This is a genomic window from Croceitalea sp. P059, from assembly GCF_031846365.1.
GTDB lineage: Bacteria > Bacteroidota > Bacteroidia > Flavobacteriales > Flavobacteriaceae > Croceitalea > Croceitalea vernalis.
Map to the genome: position 1 here is coordinate 918,635 of NZ_JAVRHW010000001.1, position 15,774 is coordinate 934,408.

13 protein-coding genes are annotated in these 15,774 nt (G+C 34.5%); 6 read left to right on the plus strand and 7 right to left on the minus strand.

Annotated elements, in window-relative coordinates:
- Positions 1 to 44 precede the first annotated feature (44 nt).
- Together RM542_RS04160 and RM542_RS04165 are read right to left on the minus strand one after the other, a co-directional pair.
- Positions 45 to 1,769 carry a DUF1501 domain-containing protein gene (locus RM542_RS04160; RefSeq protein ID WP_311384453.1) on the minus strand — a complete coding sequence of 575 codons (1,725 nt, stop codon included), beginning with the start codon at positions 1,767 to 1,769 and terminating at the stop codon, positions 45 to 47.
- A 9-nt stretch (positions 1,770 to 1,778) separates the two neighbouring features.
- On the minus strand, positions 1,779 to 3,257 hold the full coding sequence (locus tag RM542_RS04165) for a DUF1800 domain-containing protein (protein ID WP_311384454.1): 1,479 nt from the start codon (positions 3,255 to 3,257) through the stop codon (positions 1,779 to 1,781).
- A 165-nt stretch (positions 3,258 to 3,422) separates the two neighbouring features.
- Here RM542_RS04165 and RM542_RS04170 point away from each other — a divergent pair, with 165 nt between their 5' ends.
- The 4 genes from RM542_RS04170 to RM542_RS04185 all read left to right on the plus strand — a co-directional run bounded on the left by RM542_RS04170 (position 3,423) and on the right by RM542_RS04185 (position 7,494).
- Positions 3,423 to 3,782 carry a YraN family protein gene (locus RM542_RS04170; protein ID WP_311384455.1) on the plus strand — a complete coding sequence of 120 codons (360 nt, stop codon included), beginning with the start codon at positions 3,423 to 3,425 and terminating at the stop codon, positions 3,780 to 3,782.
- Between the two features lie 52 nt (positions 3,783 to 3,834).
- Entirely contained in the window at positions 3,835 to 4,494 is a 660-nt protein-coding gene (locus RM542_RS04175) for an aspartate kinase (protein ID WP_311384456.1), read from the plus strand.
- 59 nt (positions 4,495 to 4,553) lie between these two features.
- Entirely contained in the window at positions 4,554 to 6,521 is a 1,968-nt protein-coding gene (locus RM542_RS04180) for a DUF3352 domain-containing protein (RefSeq protein WP_311384457.1), read from the plus strand.
- A gap of 166 nt (positions 6,522 to 6,687) precedes the next feature.
- Complete coding sequence (locus tag RM542_RS04185; protein WP_311384458.1) at positions 6,688 to 7,494, plus strand: helix-turn-helix transcriptional regulator; 807 nt, start codon at positions 6,688 to 6,690, stop codon at positions 7,492 to 7,494.
- Here RM542_RS04185 and RM542_RS04190 read toward each other — a convergent pair.
- On the minus strand, positions 7,485 to 8,405 hold the full coding sequence (locus tag RM542_RS04190) for a hypothetical protein (RefSeq protein ID WP_311384459.1): 921 nt from the start codon (positions 8,403 to 8,405) through the stop codon (positions 7,485 to 7,487). The genes RM542_RS04185 and RM542_RS04190 overlap by 10 nt on opposite strands.
- Before the next feature lie 77 nt (positions 8,406 to 8,482).
- Here RM542_RS04190 and RM542_RS04195 point away from each other — a divergent pair, with 77 nt between their 5' ends.
- Both RM542_RS04195 and RM542_RS04200 read left to right on the plus strand, forming a co-directional pair.
- The gene (locus RM542_RS04195) at positions 8,483 to 9,106 is read left to right on the plus strand and encodes a flavin reductase (protein ID WP_311384460.1); all 624 of its coding nucleotides are present in this window, start codon (positions 8,483 to 8,485) and stop codon (positions 9,104 to 9,106) included.
- Between the two features lie 55 nt (positions 9,107 to 9,161).
- Positions 9,162 to 10,379: a serine hydrolase domain-containing protein gene (locus RM542_RS04200; protein ID WP_311384461.1), complete on the plus strand. Its 1,218-nt coding sequence runs from the start codon at positions 9,162 to 9,164 to the stop codon at positions 10,377 to 10,379.
- On the opposite strand, the gene mfd is transcribed toward RM542_RS04200, so the two are convergent.
- From mfd to RM542_RS04220, 4 genes are all read right to left on the minus strand, one after another.
- Positions 10,369 to 13,731, minus strand: a complete 3,363-nt coding sequence (gene mfd / locus RM542_RS04205; RefSeq protein ID WP_311384462.1) for a transcription-repair coupling factor — start codon at positions 13,729 to 13,731, stop codon at positions 10,369 to 10,371. The genes RM542_RS04200 and mfd overlap by 11 nt on opposite strands.
- 55 nt (positions 13,732 to 13,786) lie before the next feature.
- On the minus strand, positions 13,787 to 14,587 hold the full coding sequence (locus tag RM542_RS04210; protein ID WP_311384463.1) for a tryptophan-rich sensory protein: 801 nt from the start codon (positions 14,585 to 14,587) through the stop codon (positions 13,787 to 13,789).
- Between the two features lie 166 nt (positions 14,588 to 14,753).
- Entirely contained in the window at positions 14,754 to 15,386 is a 633-nt protein-coding gene (gene pdeM / locus RM542_RS04215) for a ligase-associated DNA damage response endonuclease PdeM (RefSeq protein WP_311384464.1), read from the minus strand.
- Between the two features lie 9 nt (positions 15,387 to 15,395).
- Positions 15,396 to 15,731 carry a helix-turn-helix domain-containing protein gene (locus RM542_RS04220; RefSeq protein WP_311384465.1) on the minus strand — a complete coding sequence of 112 codons (336 nt, stop codon included), beginning with the start codon at positions 15,729 to 15,731 and terminating at the stop codon, positions 15,396 to 15,398.
- Between the last annotated feature and the right edge of the window lie 43 nt (positions 15,732 to 15,774).

Here is a 15,774-nt window from a genome sequence, read left to right on the forward strand (position 1 = left end):
TGGGGGGTCGCACTATCGGAGGTTCTGGAAAATAAATGTACTTTTTACATGATCATTACTGATTTACTCATTTTTTGGTCACCTACCTGTATACGGTAAATGTATTTACCTGTTGAAAGACTGCCTCTAACACGTTCTCGTATATTAATTTCGGCAGAGCCTTCTAACATCATCTCATTGAAAACAGTACCAACATTTTGTCCAAGTATATTGAACAATTGAATATCTACGTGTGCACTAAAAGGCATTTCTAAATAGATATGTGGTGCTCTTTCTGTAGGATAATAGGGTTTGTGGACCACTTCAAATGTCATTTCTTCACTGGCTACTTCACCTTCTTCTTCGCTTGGAGGAGTATCTGGTAAAGTTGGTGGCTCATCGTCGTAAGCAATATCTTCAAAATCAACACCGCTACAATTAAAGCCTAAATCTACAGGAGTATAAGGAGCACTTGAATCAAAATACAAGTGGTCTACAACCTTATCAATAGGTACACATAACCATTCGCCTAGAACGGTCGCATATAGGTTTCTAAAGTCCATGGTATACTCTAAATTACCACGACCATTTGGTGCATCAAGTGAAGGGTGATCCCCAACAAAGGCACTACCATTTAAACCTGAACCAAAGAAAAGGGTGGGGGCGGCCTTTCCATGGTCGGTTCCGTTAGAACCATTTTCAAAAATTCTTCGACCAAACTCTGAAAAGGTCATACTTAAAACCTTATCATCTTGCTCAGTAAAAGCAATATCTTCATAGAAATTATTAATAGCGATAGATAATGTTGACATCAAGCGTTCATGAGCTTGAGGTTGATTACCGTGGGTGTCAAAACCACCCATAGATATCATATACACTTTCGTTCCTAAATTTCCTTTAATCAATCGTGCTAATAAAGCCAATTGTCTAGCAAAGCCATTGTCTTGATACTCTACTTGGTTTTGACCTCGCTCATAGGCTTCATTGATTTTGCCTGCATATTCATAAGTAGTATTAGCGACACCTCTTAAAAATCTAAGTTGATCACCGTACATACAATTATCAAATGGAGCATTGGCGATATCATAAAATTGGCCTGTCTCTGCTATTTCTTCTAACTGATCAATATTATTAGTTACAAAGGCATAATTGGTTTCATCACCTTGAAAAACCAAATTTGAAATGTTACCAATTTGAACTGCAGCTGGAGCTTCCGGTGGATTAATAAGATAATCTGGATATAGGTCCTCAAAGTGTCTACCCATCCAACCAGTATTAAGGCCGGTGAATCCAGTTGAGGTTAAATCAGTATTTGCATATATATCAGAACCTGTAAAGTGGGACAAACTTTGGTTCTGATATCCCACGCCGTGAGCTGCTTTAAACTGCCCTTCACCCCAAAGAGGTTCAAGTGCATCCATATAAGTAGGGATTCCGAAGTCATCAGTCAACTTTAGAATTTTACTTTCAGGAATGTAAATATTTGGTCTTTGATTAGCATAACTGTCATACTGTTGAATAGGAATAACAGTGCTTAAACCGTCATTACCACCATTTAGACGAATCAATATCAAAATATTGTCGGTTTCGGCAGCAGCAATAGCCGAAGTTAATGGAGATGGCCCTGATGCAGATAGCATATTACTACCTAAAAACATTGATCCAGAACCAGCAATACCCAATGCTTGCAAGAAGGATCTTCTGCTCCATTGTTTGTGTTCTTGATCGTGACCTTTGTGTTCTATGCCCTTGTGAGGGTCTTTATCGTGTGTATGATGGGTGTCGCACATAGTAGTAGGTTATTTGAGTTGAAATTCTGGTTCTCTAACAAGATGTAACAATAAAAGGTAGACTTGAGATGGGGTGTCATCTAACATCATATTCCAACTACCAGTTTCATAAATATTGTTGTCTTCGTAAGGCTCTCTAAAAACAGTGATTGCCCTATCGTAATCAGGTTCAGTTAATAAACCTTTTGGCAAGAACTTATCAATAATAGCTCTTGCTACAACGTTCGGGTCGCTCTCGGAAGCTCCGGTAGCACCTGTTGCTGTAATACCAAGTTGTCTAAACTGCTCTGTATTCGCAGTAAAAAAGCGTTCTACAAAAACCTCCATAGTCAACCAACGACCAATAATATAATTGGTGTTAATCCACATTCTATCACGTTGCCATCCGGCAACATCTATCGGCGAGAATAAAGTTTGACCTATCATACCAGAGGCATCAATTGAATTGATGACTGTTCCATCGTCATAGGTGAAATTACTCTCTTTAAGAAAATTTAGATATAAGTCAAAAGGACTTTTAATAATCACTCCAATTGCCGTATCATCAAAAAAATGTTCACTTTTAAACAATTGAGCTAAGACTGGAGCTAGTTCAAAATCATTGGCAACAAATGTTGTCGCTAATCCATTTATTATAGGTTGTGCTTCATCTGCCGAAGCATCAGGATGCACAAAAAAGAAGTAGAGTTTTTGGCATATATAAAATGCAATTTCATCAGCGCGCTGTTCAAAAAGGATGTCTATTACATCATCATAACCCCAATTACCAGTTTGACCCATAATTGTTTTTGCATCAACATCATGTCGTTCTGGATCAAAAGTAATTTTAGTACAACCAACATCACCTCGATTGACATAGCCTGTAAGTGCACGGGCGGTTTCAATAATATCCTCCTCTGTATAACCATTCCCTTCTCCGAGGCTAAAAAGCTCATAAAGTTCTCGAGCATAGTTTTCGTTAGGTCGATTTCTATTGTTAAATGCACCGTCTAAATAACGTAACATTGCACTAGTTAAACCTATTTCACTAACGAAAGTTTTAAAATTACCAATTGCATTGCGCTGCAAACAATTCGCATATTCAAATAAAAAGGAATTACAATCATAAACACCATACTCCGTGACAAAATGATTGCTCCAAAAGAAGCTCATGCGGTCTCTAAGATTGTTATTTAACAAAGAGTTGCCATAAGCTGTACTTAGCTCTTCTCGTTGCGCACGACTTAATTGGCGCGCTAAATCATCATCGTCAGGGTAATTGGCATTCGTCCATTCTGACCACTCAGGTGCAGGGATAACAGGTTCGGCTATAGCTTGTGCGATTAAAGTATCAACAAGAGCGGTTGCAGATTGACCAGTAGCTTGATTAACAGTTTCTACGGAGGCACTGAAACCAAGTCTCCTATATAGATGTTCAGCTTTCGCTACATCCAAAGGAATGGTATACGGAGCCAACGTGCCCGTGTTACAATTAACAAATAATTCCATAGCAAATTTGGGATTTGAAAAGTATCATAGTTTTAAAGTTCACTATGTGCTTTTGGTAGGTGTGGTTCATTTGAGGTCGTAAATTACAATCTAAACGCGATTTAGACGGTGAACTACCAAATTTTTCGATGAAATGCATATAAATTTTTATATTTTTCATAATTAATGGGAAAACACAACGAATTTGGAAAGCTTGGCGAGCAAAAAGCAGCAGAATTTCTTACAGGCAAGGGTTATGAGATTAAGTATAAAAACTATAGATACTTAAAAGGTGAAATTGATATTATTGCCCAGAAAAAAGAAATCCTTGCTATTGTCGAAGTAAAATCTAGGAGCTCTAATTTTTTAGAAAACATTGCTGAGACTGTCAATCAAAAAAAAATCAACCTTTTGGTGGCCACGGCAGATCAATATGTAACGACTAATGACTTAAATGTGGAGGTTCGTTTTGATATCATTACAATCCTTAAAAAAAAGGGCCTATTTGAGATAGAACATTTGAAAGATGCGTTCTATTATTTTTAACTATTTGTTTTATTTATAACAATTAGTTATTTTTGTCGCAAAATAGATTAAAATGAAGACCATCTCATCTGTTGTTGAGAATTATATTAAAAAGAAGCCTTTTCTTCAAAGCGCTTTAGCTCAAGGCATTATAAATTTGACTTCACTATCTCGTATCGTTAAGCCAGAAATAGAGGAAGAATTAGGTAAAGATATCCGTAACGGAGCTATTGTGATGGCACTAAAGCGACTTTCAGATGACTTGGAGTTTCGCGCTACTCATAAAATAGTAAAGGTTCTCAAAAATATTGGTGAGATTACTGTTCGCTCTAACTTATCAGATTATACTTTTCTGTCTTCTGAAACGATTTTAGCTAATCAAGCAAAATTGCTAGAAGAGGTCAATAAAAATCAAGATATTTTCTATACTTCCAGCCGTGGGGTTAATGAAATCAATATTGTTGTAAGTAACAGTTTAGACCAAACTGTCGAAAATCTATTCGTAGGTGAGCGTTGTACTCAAAAGGCGGAGAACTTGTCTTCCGTTACAGTAAAACTTCCATCTGAGAATGTTTCAGTACCGGGTATCTATTATTTCATCTTTCAGCGTTTAGCTTGGGAGGGTATCGTATTGTACGAGGTAATTTCAACTACCAATGAGTTTACAATTTTGGTAAATGATGATCAAGTTGATGTAGCTTTTAAGACTATAAAAGATTTGAAAACACTTTAATTAAGGTTTTTTCAAACTAAAGCATCACTTTTATCGTTATTTTGATGAATGGTGCTAACATGAGGAGAAAAAAAATTCTTTTTACAGTTTTAGGTATTCTAGTCTTATACCTTTTTTACCTACTCTATATTTTTGTGCTTTCCCCAAAGACTAATTTGCAATCAATTTACTTAATTCCTGAAGACGCTGTTTTTATCATTGAATCTGAAAAGCCAGTAGAAAGTTGGAACCAGATTAGCCAAAGTGAAGCATGGAGTCATTTGCAGAACAATGGCTACTTCGCTGAGCTAACTGAAAATATTCAAAAAGTCGATACCATATTTAATGACAGACGAAAGCTTTTTGAATTTTTTGATGGACGTTCTTTATTCATATCTATTCACATGATTTCACAAAAAGATTATGGAATCTTTTATGTGCTCGATTTAAAAAGAATAGCAAAACTACGTTTGTTAAAAACCTATTTGAATACACTTTTAAACGAGGGGTATGTTTTAAGTAAACGCAACTATCACAACCAAGAAATTGTTGAGGTGTATGACCGAAGCAGTAAAGAAACCATGTATTTGGCCTTTATTAAAAACCAATTGATAGCGTCTTATACACATTCCTTGGTAGAATCTTCGATAGATCAGTATCAAGAACCTGCCTTAGGGCGAGATTTAAGTTTTCTAGAAGTCAATCAAAAAGTGGGATATGAAGATTTATTTCGCTTGTACCTGCAGTACGATTTTTTAGATGATTATTACAATCGATTTTCAAACGAACCCACAGATTGGATTAAGAATGTTAGCGAGAACTTTTTGTTTTCTGGATTTAGTTTTGATTTAGATGGTAATAGCACAATTACAGCGAATGGGTATACTAATATCAGTTTTGAAAATGAAAATTATCTTGAAGCACTTCAGAAGTCAGGTGCCTCGAAAAGAACGATTCCTCAAATAGCCCCTAAACGAACCGCGCTTTACCTTAGTTATGGTTTTGACAGTTTTGAAGAATTTTACAACAATTTTGAGGCAGTTCAAAAAGCAAATAGTTCTGAAGAGTTTGAGAGTTATCAAACGGGTATTGAAAAAGTAGAAAAATTCTTAAAAATTGATATCAAAGAAAACTTTGTAAGTTGGATAGCTGATGAGATCGCCTTACTCCAAATACAATCTGAAATTTCAAAAGGAAAAAACGACTTGGCTTTGGTTTTAAAAGCAAATGAGATTGTTGAAGCGAAGACCAATCTAGATTTTATACTGAAACAAATTAAAAAGAAAACTCCTGTCAAATTTAAAGCTGTTACCTATAAAGAACATGAGATAAATTTTTTATCCATAAAAGGTTTCTTTAAAATTTTGTTGGGTCAGCGATTCAAAGAATTTGATAAGCCTTATTTTACCATGATTGATGATTTTGTCATATTCAGCGATAATCCTAATACTTTAAAGAGTATTATCGATAGTTTCACGGATAAAGAAACCTTATCTTCTTCTGATGATTTTTTAGCCTTTGATAAAAAGTTCGAAGCAGAGAGTAGCTTATTTGCATACAGCAATATTCCTGTTCTCTATGATAATCTGTATGCGTTAGCCGATAGTAATACAAAAGGTCAATTGCGCAAAAACAAGGACTTTATTATTTGCTTTCCGCAAGTTGGGTTTCAATTAACTCCAGAAGATAATTTATTTGAAAGCACCTTAATTGTGAATTATCAAGATATAACTAAGGTAAAGGCTAATGAGCAATTTAAAGCATCAAAATCACAACCTTTAAAAACTATAGCAATTACCGATGCTATTTTTAACTTATCACCCATTTATCCTTCAGATTTAAATGCCAAGTCTTTTTCTAAATCTTATAGTTCGGGTGCATTGCGCTTTGAAGTAGAACTTAAAGATGGATTGAAACACGGACGTTATACTTCATTTTATTCCACTGGAGAAAAGAAAATCACGGGTCGTTTTCGTAAAGATAAACAAGTAGGTACCTGGCGTTACTATAATAATGAAGGTGATATGCTCTTTAAAAAACGATTTTAGATTCCTCAATTCTGTCTTTATTGGTCATCCGAAATTTAGTAGATTATCTTCTGAACCCCTAACGTTACTATAATGCCGCCTAAATGTCGGGTCAAAACCAAGCAAAATTCTTGTGCTTGTTTTATCTTGAACGTAACATTGCTTCAGAATTTAAAACTTATAAGCCATGCAACAACCACAATTAGGATTAAAGATTTCAGAATTAAGAAAACAAAAAGGGCTTACACAAGAAGAGCTTGTTGATCAATGCAATATTAATGTAAGAACACTACAGCGAATTGAAAATGGTGAGGTTTCACCTAGAAGTTATACTGTTAAGACAATTTTATCTGCCTTAGATTATGACTATGAAAGCTTACAAGAACAAAGAGAAAATAATTTAAGCCAGCTTGCCTCTATACCAGCACCTGAGGCAAAATCTATATTTACTCTTCTTACTATAGGCTGGGTGGGTGGTATTTTATTTTTTATAACTGCTATTTTTGAAGGTTTTACTGACTTTGGCCGCATTGATGATAATTTGTTCATATTTGGCCAATGGGGTCACGTAGTTATAAAGGCATTGGTAATTGTTTTTAATGGACTTGTGCTTTATGGTTTTTTAATTGCAGGTAATGTTCTAAAAAATCACTTGATGAAAATTTCTTCGATGTTAATGTTTTTAGTATTGCTAGGGTATTACGCTTTTGATATTGCATCAGTTTTTAATACCAATTTGAATATTGATATTATTTTGTTAGCGGGGGCTATTGGTTTTGGTGTTACAGGCATCATTTTTGGTATTTCTCTTTTACAATCAAGAAAGCAAGTTGGAGGTTTAGCAACTGCTTTAGGAATTCTTGAAATTATTATGGCCGGCTGTTTATTGTTAGTAATTTTAGCGCCTTTGGCCTATTTTCTTTTGATGCCGGTAATTGTCTTGGAGGTTTTGGTTTTGTATAAGATTGCCTCGCTTGTAAAAAGTCAGTTTTGATTTTTGATTTTTTCAACTTCAAAATTAAGTTCATATTTATTATGAATAGCTAAAATCGCTAAACCAAATAGTACAGCAAATACTATCAAAATTGTATTTACCAGGCCATCTACTGAAAAAGAAAGCCGTATTAGAATGGTTGAAATTACAAAACCAGAATTACGAATGACTTTATGATACTTATCTGTATAGAAAAAGGAAACCAACAAAAGCAATACATCAACTATGATTAGAACAGAGAAAAATCCGTCAAAAAAAATGTTGTTGATATTAACTAGTTCTTTTAAACTGTGACTAGTATCAGTTAATTCTAGGTAGCCCCAATTTCCAAAACTGAACAATACCATACTAAGTAATAGAGGAACCAAAATTACTGCGATAGTCTTTTTGAATTGGACAAAACGTCCAAGATGGATGTCTTTTATGTAATTGTTGGTGTTAAGTGACTTTCTGTTTCGGTTAAGTCGGTAAAACCAAAATAGTAGATAAAATAAAATCAGAGAGGCCAAAATATCATATGTAAATTGTAGGTCGCCCTTAATACTGAACCAATCACTACTCAACTTTAAGTTTGCCAAATCTTTGAACAATCGCCTAATTATTATTAAGCTTATTATTTCATACTGCTTACTAACGTATGTGGTGATAGATCTTGGTAAGTAATACACCAAAAGGTAGACTTCATATACCAAAATAAAAGAGAATGGAGTATAAACTGCGGCAATAGGACTTCCTAAAAGTGGGCTATCATGATTTAAGAATGGTACTAATTCTGCAAAAAAGATAAAAAGCAAATGCACAATAAAACTTGCAATCGCAAGAATTAAAATAATTTGCTCAATCTTTTGCTTTGCTTTTTTTGATAGAAATAATAAGTTGAGCTTTTCGAGTGTTTTTTGAAAAGTGGACATTGTTAAAGTTAGCTAATATTTGTAAGAATGCTTTATGAAGTTGATACTTTAGACAACTAAAATTTAATTAATTGAAGATGACTAAGGCTTTTACTTTTGATGAAATTATGGAACTACCGAATAGATATCGGGCCAATTTAATCAACAAAGTTTCGGGCTTTAAACCTGCAAATTTAATTGGCACGCAATCGAAAAGTGGACAGACGAATTTGGCTATTTTTAATAGTGTCATGCATATAGGTGCCAACCCGCCCTACTTGGGTTTTATTCTGCGCCCAACTACTGTTGAGCGTCATACCTATGAAAATATAAAAGAAACTGGGGTTTATACCATAAATCAAATAACTACCACTATCCACGAGAAAGCCCATCAAACCTCGGCAAAATATGAACGTGGTGTGTCGGAGTTTGATGCGGTGGGGCTAGGTGAATTTTACAATGAAGGTTTTCATGCGCCATTCGTAGCGGAAAGTCACATCAAAATCGGTCTCTCATTTCAAGAAGAACAGCTCATCAAATGCAATGATACTCGACTAATTATAGGTAAAATTGAACATTTAGTTTTACCAGAATCTGCTATTTTGGACGACGGTGATGTACAACTAGAGGATTTGGATACGGCCGCGGTTGCTGGATTATATAATTACTATAAAACTGAGCATATTGGTAAGTATGGGTATATAAAACCAAATCAATCCTAATTAATAAGTAACAAAAACCCCAAATTAGCGTCTCTTATAAAACATTACGGGTATTATGAGAATTTGTATTAGGATAGCACTTTTATTGATTACAAGCTCAACACTATTTTCTCAAGATGGAATTCAGCAAACTTTGCAGCTTTTAGATAATGATTTAGAAAAAATAAGCGAAGTAGGATTGATAAAAGGTTATGGTGTTGCTATTGTTTCTAAAGACAGTACACTCTTCGCAAAAGGATATGGTCTTTCTGATGTTGAAAGTGGTACTCCTTATACTATAAATACGCTTCAGAATATAGGTTCGGTTTCCAAAACTTTGATAGGTGTAGCGTTGCTAAAAGCCCAAGAAATGGGAAAACTTAATCTTAATGATCCTATCAATAAACACCTAGATTTTGAAGTTATAAATCCCTCTTATAAAAATGACCCAATCCTTATTTGGCACTTGGCAACTCATACGGGTACGATTAATGATACAGGTCTTTATGATAAAAAAGCGTATTACCTAATAAACAAAAATGATCTTTCTTCAGAAGCGATAAAAGGACAATCAGAAGAATTTCAAACGCTAGATAATAAAGTAACCATGAAAGAATATCTTGAAAATTTTCTTTCAACGGATGGCATCTGGTACGGTAAAAAGAATTTTGTAAAAAAGAAACCAGGCACTAAATATGAATATAGTAATGTTGGAGCTACACTCGCCGCTCAAGTATTGGAAGAAGCAACAGAAATGCCTTATGATGAGTTCACCCAACAATATATTTTAACTCCCTTACGAATGAAAAGTAGTGGCTGGTCTTTTGATACTAGAGATAAAAACCAACACTCAAAATTATATAATGACAGGAATCAAGAATTGCCAAACTATAGTCTTGTTACATACCCTGATGGAGGTTTGATAACTAATTTAATGGATTTTTCTGCCTATTTAACTGAGCTTATGAAAGGTTATTATGGCGAAGGAACCTTATTAAAAAAAGAAAGTTACACCACTATTTTTGATGAACGCTTGCCTAAAAAAACATCACCCAAAAAAGCCAATAGTTATGATGATGAGTTTAATTCCGGAATTTTTATGGGTTATACGCCAAAAGGATATCTAGGACATACAGGTTCTGATCCAGGGATGTCATCTTTTATGTTTTTTGACCCGGAACTACAAATTGGTCATATTGTAATGCTGAATACTTCATTATACGGTGATGCTGTAAATCAACAGTTGATACCTATTTTAAAAGCAGTTAGAAATTGTTTGTACTCTAAGAAATAATAGGTTCCAAAACTCCCAAAGCTTTTTCAACATTCGTAATTCCATCAAAAACCAATAACAATCGCAGTCCGTTTCTAGTTTGTTTTTCTTTTAATTGGCATTGTTTTGGGTGGCTCTGAACATACTGCAATACTTTGGTAAAAGCCGTGGTTTGATAAAAAGGAGATTGCTGGTCTGCAATGAAGTAGCCAATAAACTTATTTTTCTTTAGGATTACTTTTTCAAGACCAATACCATTGGCGGCCCATTTAATACGTACAGAGTTGAACAGATCAACAGCTTGGGTAGGAAGCTCCCCAAAACGATCTACTAGCTCTTTTTCAAATTTCTGAAGACCTTCTTCGTTTTCTACAGCATTTAGTTGGGTGTACAAGTTGAGTCTTTCTGTGATATTGTTGATATAATCATCAGGGAAAAGAAGTTCAAAATCAGTATCGAGTTGCGTTTCTTTGACAAAGATTTTTGGTTTTTCACCTTCTACTTCTTCGTAGAGTTCTTTGAACTCATTTTCTTTAAGTTCTTCAATTGCCTCTGCCAAAATCTTTTGGTAGGTTTCAAAACCAATTTCGTTGATAAATCCGCTTTGTTCACCACCCAATAAATCTCCGGCACCACGAATTTCTAGGTCTTTCATTGCGATATTAAATCCGCTACCCAGTTCGGTAAATTGTTCTAAAGCTTCAATACGTTTGCGAGCATCAGAAGTCATAACCTCGTGGGGCGGTGTAATAAAATAACAAAAGGCTTTTTTATTACTTCGACCTACACGACCACGCATTTGGTGTAAATCACTTAGGCCAAAATTATTAGCATTATGTATAAAAATAGTATTAGCATTAGTAACATCTAATCCGCTTTCTACAATGGTGGTAGAAACTAAAACGTCAAACTCTCCATTCATAAATGCGAGCATTAGGGTTTCTAGTTTTTTACCATCCATTTGGCCGTGACCAATTCCAATTTTGGCATCAGGCACCAAACGTTGAATCATACCAGCAACTTCTTTAATATTCTCTATCCTATTGTGAATAAAGAATACCTGTCCTCCCCGCTGAATCTCATATGAAACGGCATCTCGAATAGTTTCTTCATTAAAACGAATTACACGGCTTTCAATAGGATATCGGTTGGGTGGTGGTGTTGTGATGACCGATAAATCCCGTGCTGCCATCAAACTAAATTGAAGTGTTCTTGGTATAGGGGTTGCAGTTAACGTGAGCACATCAACATTCTCTTTAATAGACTTTAATTTATCTTTTACGGCTACACCAAACTTCTGTTCTTCATCAACAATGAGTAGACCTAAATCTTTAAATTTTACATTTTTATTGACCAACTGATGTGTGCCAATAATGATGTCGACCTTACCTTCGGAAAGTCTTTCTAAAGTCTCTCTTTTTTCCTTTGCAGTTCTAAAACGGTTGAGGTAATCCACTTCAACTGGCATTTCTTTTAATCGTTCTTTAAAAGTACGCGCGTGTTGAAAGGCCAATATTGTAGTAGGTACAAGTATAGCAACTTGTTTTCCATTATCAACGGCCTTAAAAGCAGCTCTTATGGCTACCTCAGTTTTTCCAAAACCTACATCACCACAAATTAACCGATCCATGGGGCGTTCACTCTCCATGTCTTTCTTTACATCAGCCGTAGATTTTTCTTGGTCTGGAGTATCTTCATAAATAAATGAAGCTTCTAATTCGTGTTGTAAGTAGCTATCCGGAGCATATTGAAAGCCTTTTTCAAGCCTTCGTTTTGCATAAATTTTGATGAGGTCAAAAGCGATTTTTTTGACTCTGCTCTTGGTTTTGTCTTTTATCTTTTTCCAAGCTCCAGATCCTAATTTGTATATTTTAGGTGGTGCTCCATCTTTACCATTAAACTTAGAAATTTTATGTAATGAATGAATACTCACATAGAGAATATCTCGTTCGCCATACATGAGTTTAATGGCTTCTTGTTTTTTGCCTTCAACATCAATTTTTTGTAATCCCCCAAACTTTCCTATACCATGGTCAATATGAGTTACATAATCTCCAATCTCAAGTTTATTGAGCTCTTTGAGTGTAATTGCTTGCTTTTTGGCATAACCATTTTTCAATTGGAATTTATGATACCGCTCAAAAATTTGGTGGTCAGTATAACAGGTTATTTTTAAATCATGGTCTAGAAAACCTTGGTATAAAGGAAATACTATGGTTTTATAGTGAACCGTAGTTTCTACTTCATCAAAAATATCATGAAAACGTTGAGCTTGTTGGTCTGTAGAACAGAAAATATAATTGGTAAAACCCGCTTTATGATTGTCATTAAGATTCTCAATAAGCAAATCAAATTTCTTATTAAAAGAAGGTTGAGGTTTTGTGTTGAAATTGAAGTTTTGAGTTGCTGTGGCATTAAATTCAATTAGAACAAATTCCTTTAATTGTTGTTTTAGTAATTCAGAATTTAAAAACAGTTCCTCTGGTTTGGCACGCTTCACCGTTTCACTTAAACTTTCGAAATTCTCATGTGCTTTTTTAAAATTGACATCTAATCGGTCATAAACCAAATCTAAATTCTTTGAAAAGATTACGGTATTAGGTGCTATATATTTTAAGAAGCTCTCGCGATTTTCGTGAATGGCTTTGTTAGCCACGTTTGGAATAACGGTTATCTTTTTTACTTTTTCTGTAGATAATTGTGTTTCAACATCAAAAGTTCGAATACTATCTACTTCATCACCAAAAAACTCAATACGGTAGGGTTCATCATGTGAAAAAGAAAAAACATCAACAATGCCACCACGCACAGAAAACTCGCCAGGCTCGGTAACAAAATCAACACGTTTAAATTGGTACTCAAAAAGCACCTCATTTAAAAAATCTAAGGATAAGGTGTCGTCTAATTTAATTTTTAGCGTGTTCTTGTCTAATTCTTTTCGAGTCACTACTTTTTCAAATAGTGCATCTGGATAAGTGACAATTACAGCTGGTTTTTTTCTTGAATTGATACGGTTTAAAACCTCTGCTCTTAATAGCACATTAGCATTATCCGTTTCCTCAATTTGGTATGGTCTACGATAACTTCCTGGGTAAAACAATACATCAGTTTCTCCTATCAGTTGCTCCAAATCATTAAGATAATAAGCAGCCTCCTCTTTGTCATTTAGTATGATTAAAAAGGGATTTTCACTAGCTTTAAATACATGAGAAACTGCAAAAGACAATGCTGACCCCGTTAATCCTTTTAAAGAGATTTTTTGGTTTGAAGACTTCTCGACTTCGCTCGAAGTGGTAGTGTTGGATATAGCATCCCGCAGTTTCCGTAGTTGTGGAGACTGTTCAAAAAGTTCTAAAATGCCGGTTTTTGTCAACCTAAAAACTTTGCTGCAAATATAAGGGCACTAAGGTTAGAGGACAACCACTTTTTTAACTTTCTGAACTTCTTTCTAATAGTTTTTGGAGTGGGTTAGTTTTTCTGTTCTTAAAAGCATGAATACATACATTGATTATGAGTATAATACTTCCAATCATAGCAGTATTGGCAATAGTTGCATAAGCGGGTTTTTGTTTAAAATAGATTGCAATTAATGCCCAAATACCAACTAATGCGAACTCCCTCATATTTCTCTTCCAAATCATAAGAAGATTGAGAATGGTTGCAGTTATAAGCATGATTATTGTCCAAGTTTCTGGAGTTAAAAAACTACCATTCCATCCAATTTTAGTTAGGTAAATAGCGACATTGGCTATTGTTGCAACTGCAATCCAACCACTATAAATACAAATGGGCCACCAAACAAAAGCTATAATTGCAATTGGTGCATCCCAGCGCTCCATATTGGTGTTCAGTATAATTTTTATTAGAGCGAATAATATTCCTAACATTAAAAGAACCGAAAGTCCTATGTAATTGTAAGAAAAAGCTACAACCCATGAAGCATTAAGAACATTAGCAAGTAAAAACCAATATCCCGTTTTTGCAATAAAATCGCTCGATTTCGCACTAAAAAAAGCCCTTCTAATTTGAAAGATTGCGTAGCATAAAAGCCCTAGATATATTAAACCCCAAATTGAGAAAGCATAGCCGGCAGGTGTAAAGAGGCTATTATATTGACCACTAACTTCACCGATTGTAGTATCATTCAATCTAAGAACCTGGGCGATGTAATTAATACCAATAACAAGAATAATTGATATTAGATTTAATAGCGCTAAACTTTTTTTCATAAAGGTGATTTTTAATGGTACTGCTATAAGTTAGTATATCCTTTGGATTTCCACGAAACTAAAATTTAATTGGCCATGAAGGCCTAATAGCTTTATCTCAAGTTAGTTGGTTAAAATAGTTATTTAAAAGCTTCAAAATATTTTTTTAGAATAAAATCCATTTAGACTATACTTTTATAATCTCATCTTCTACGATGGCATAAACTTCATCTTCTTTGGAAGGTTCCAATACATAAGTGCCCGTAAATTCACCAAAAGCTGGTAGTATTAATTGCTTTTTCTTTTTAAAAAAACAAGACAATTTTAAACGTTGTCTGCCAAAACCACGAAGTCGTACCGCAGGGTGTATGTGACCACAAAAATTGAAAAAATCATCACGTTCAGTAGGATGATGGGTTAGTAGAAATTCATCAATCTCTAATTCTTCAAAAATTTTGATTCCTATTTTTTGAAATTTTTCTGGAGCAATGATATCATGATTTCCGGCAATTAAGATGATTTCTGATGGAGTTTTCTCCACCCAATTCTCGAAAAAATGCCACTCTTTGTTTAGCGAAGAATGAAATAAATCGCCTAAAAAACAAACTTGAAAAGGTTTAAAAGCATTAATTAACTCATCAAGTAAAATAAAGTTTTTGTGTATTGCTTTTTGGGGAACAGCGGCTCCAAATTTTCTAAAATGGGCAATTTTACCAAGATGTACATCACTAATTAAAAGCATCGATTTTTCCACCCACAAAATTCCGCCTATAGGGTGCAGTATAAATTCTTGATTTCGTATTGAAATGGATTGGGTCATTTAGATGAATTAATCAGCATGATTTTCTACAACAAAATCGCCCCATTCAGCTATAGATTGTAGTAACGGAATTAAAGTTTTACCAAAATCGGTTAAGGAGTATTCGACCTTTAGTGGTGGTTTGGTTGTGTAGACTTTTCTTCTAATAACACCATCTTCTTCTAAGCTTTTCAATTGCAAACTTAGGGTGCGTTCGGTAACTGCTTTAATTTCTTTTTTAAGTTCATTATAACGTAAAGGCCCATTAATAAGATGGAATAAAATTACGGTCTTCCATTTTCCGCCAATAATACCCATTGTTATGCTAGTGCAACAGGGGTATTCTTTTCCTCTTATAACATACATAATACTTATTTTTAAACTATAGTTTATTAGGTCACTATAAAAA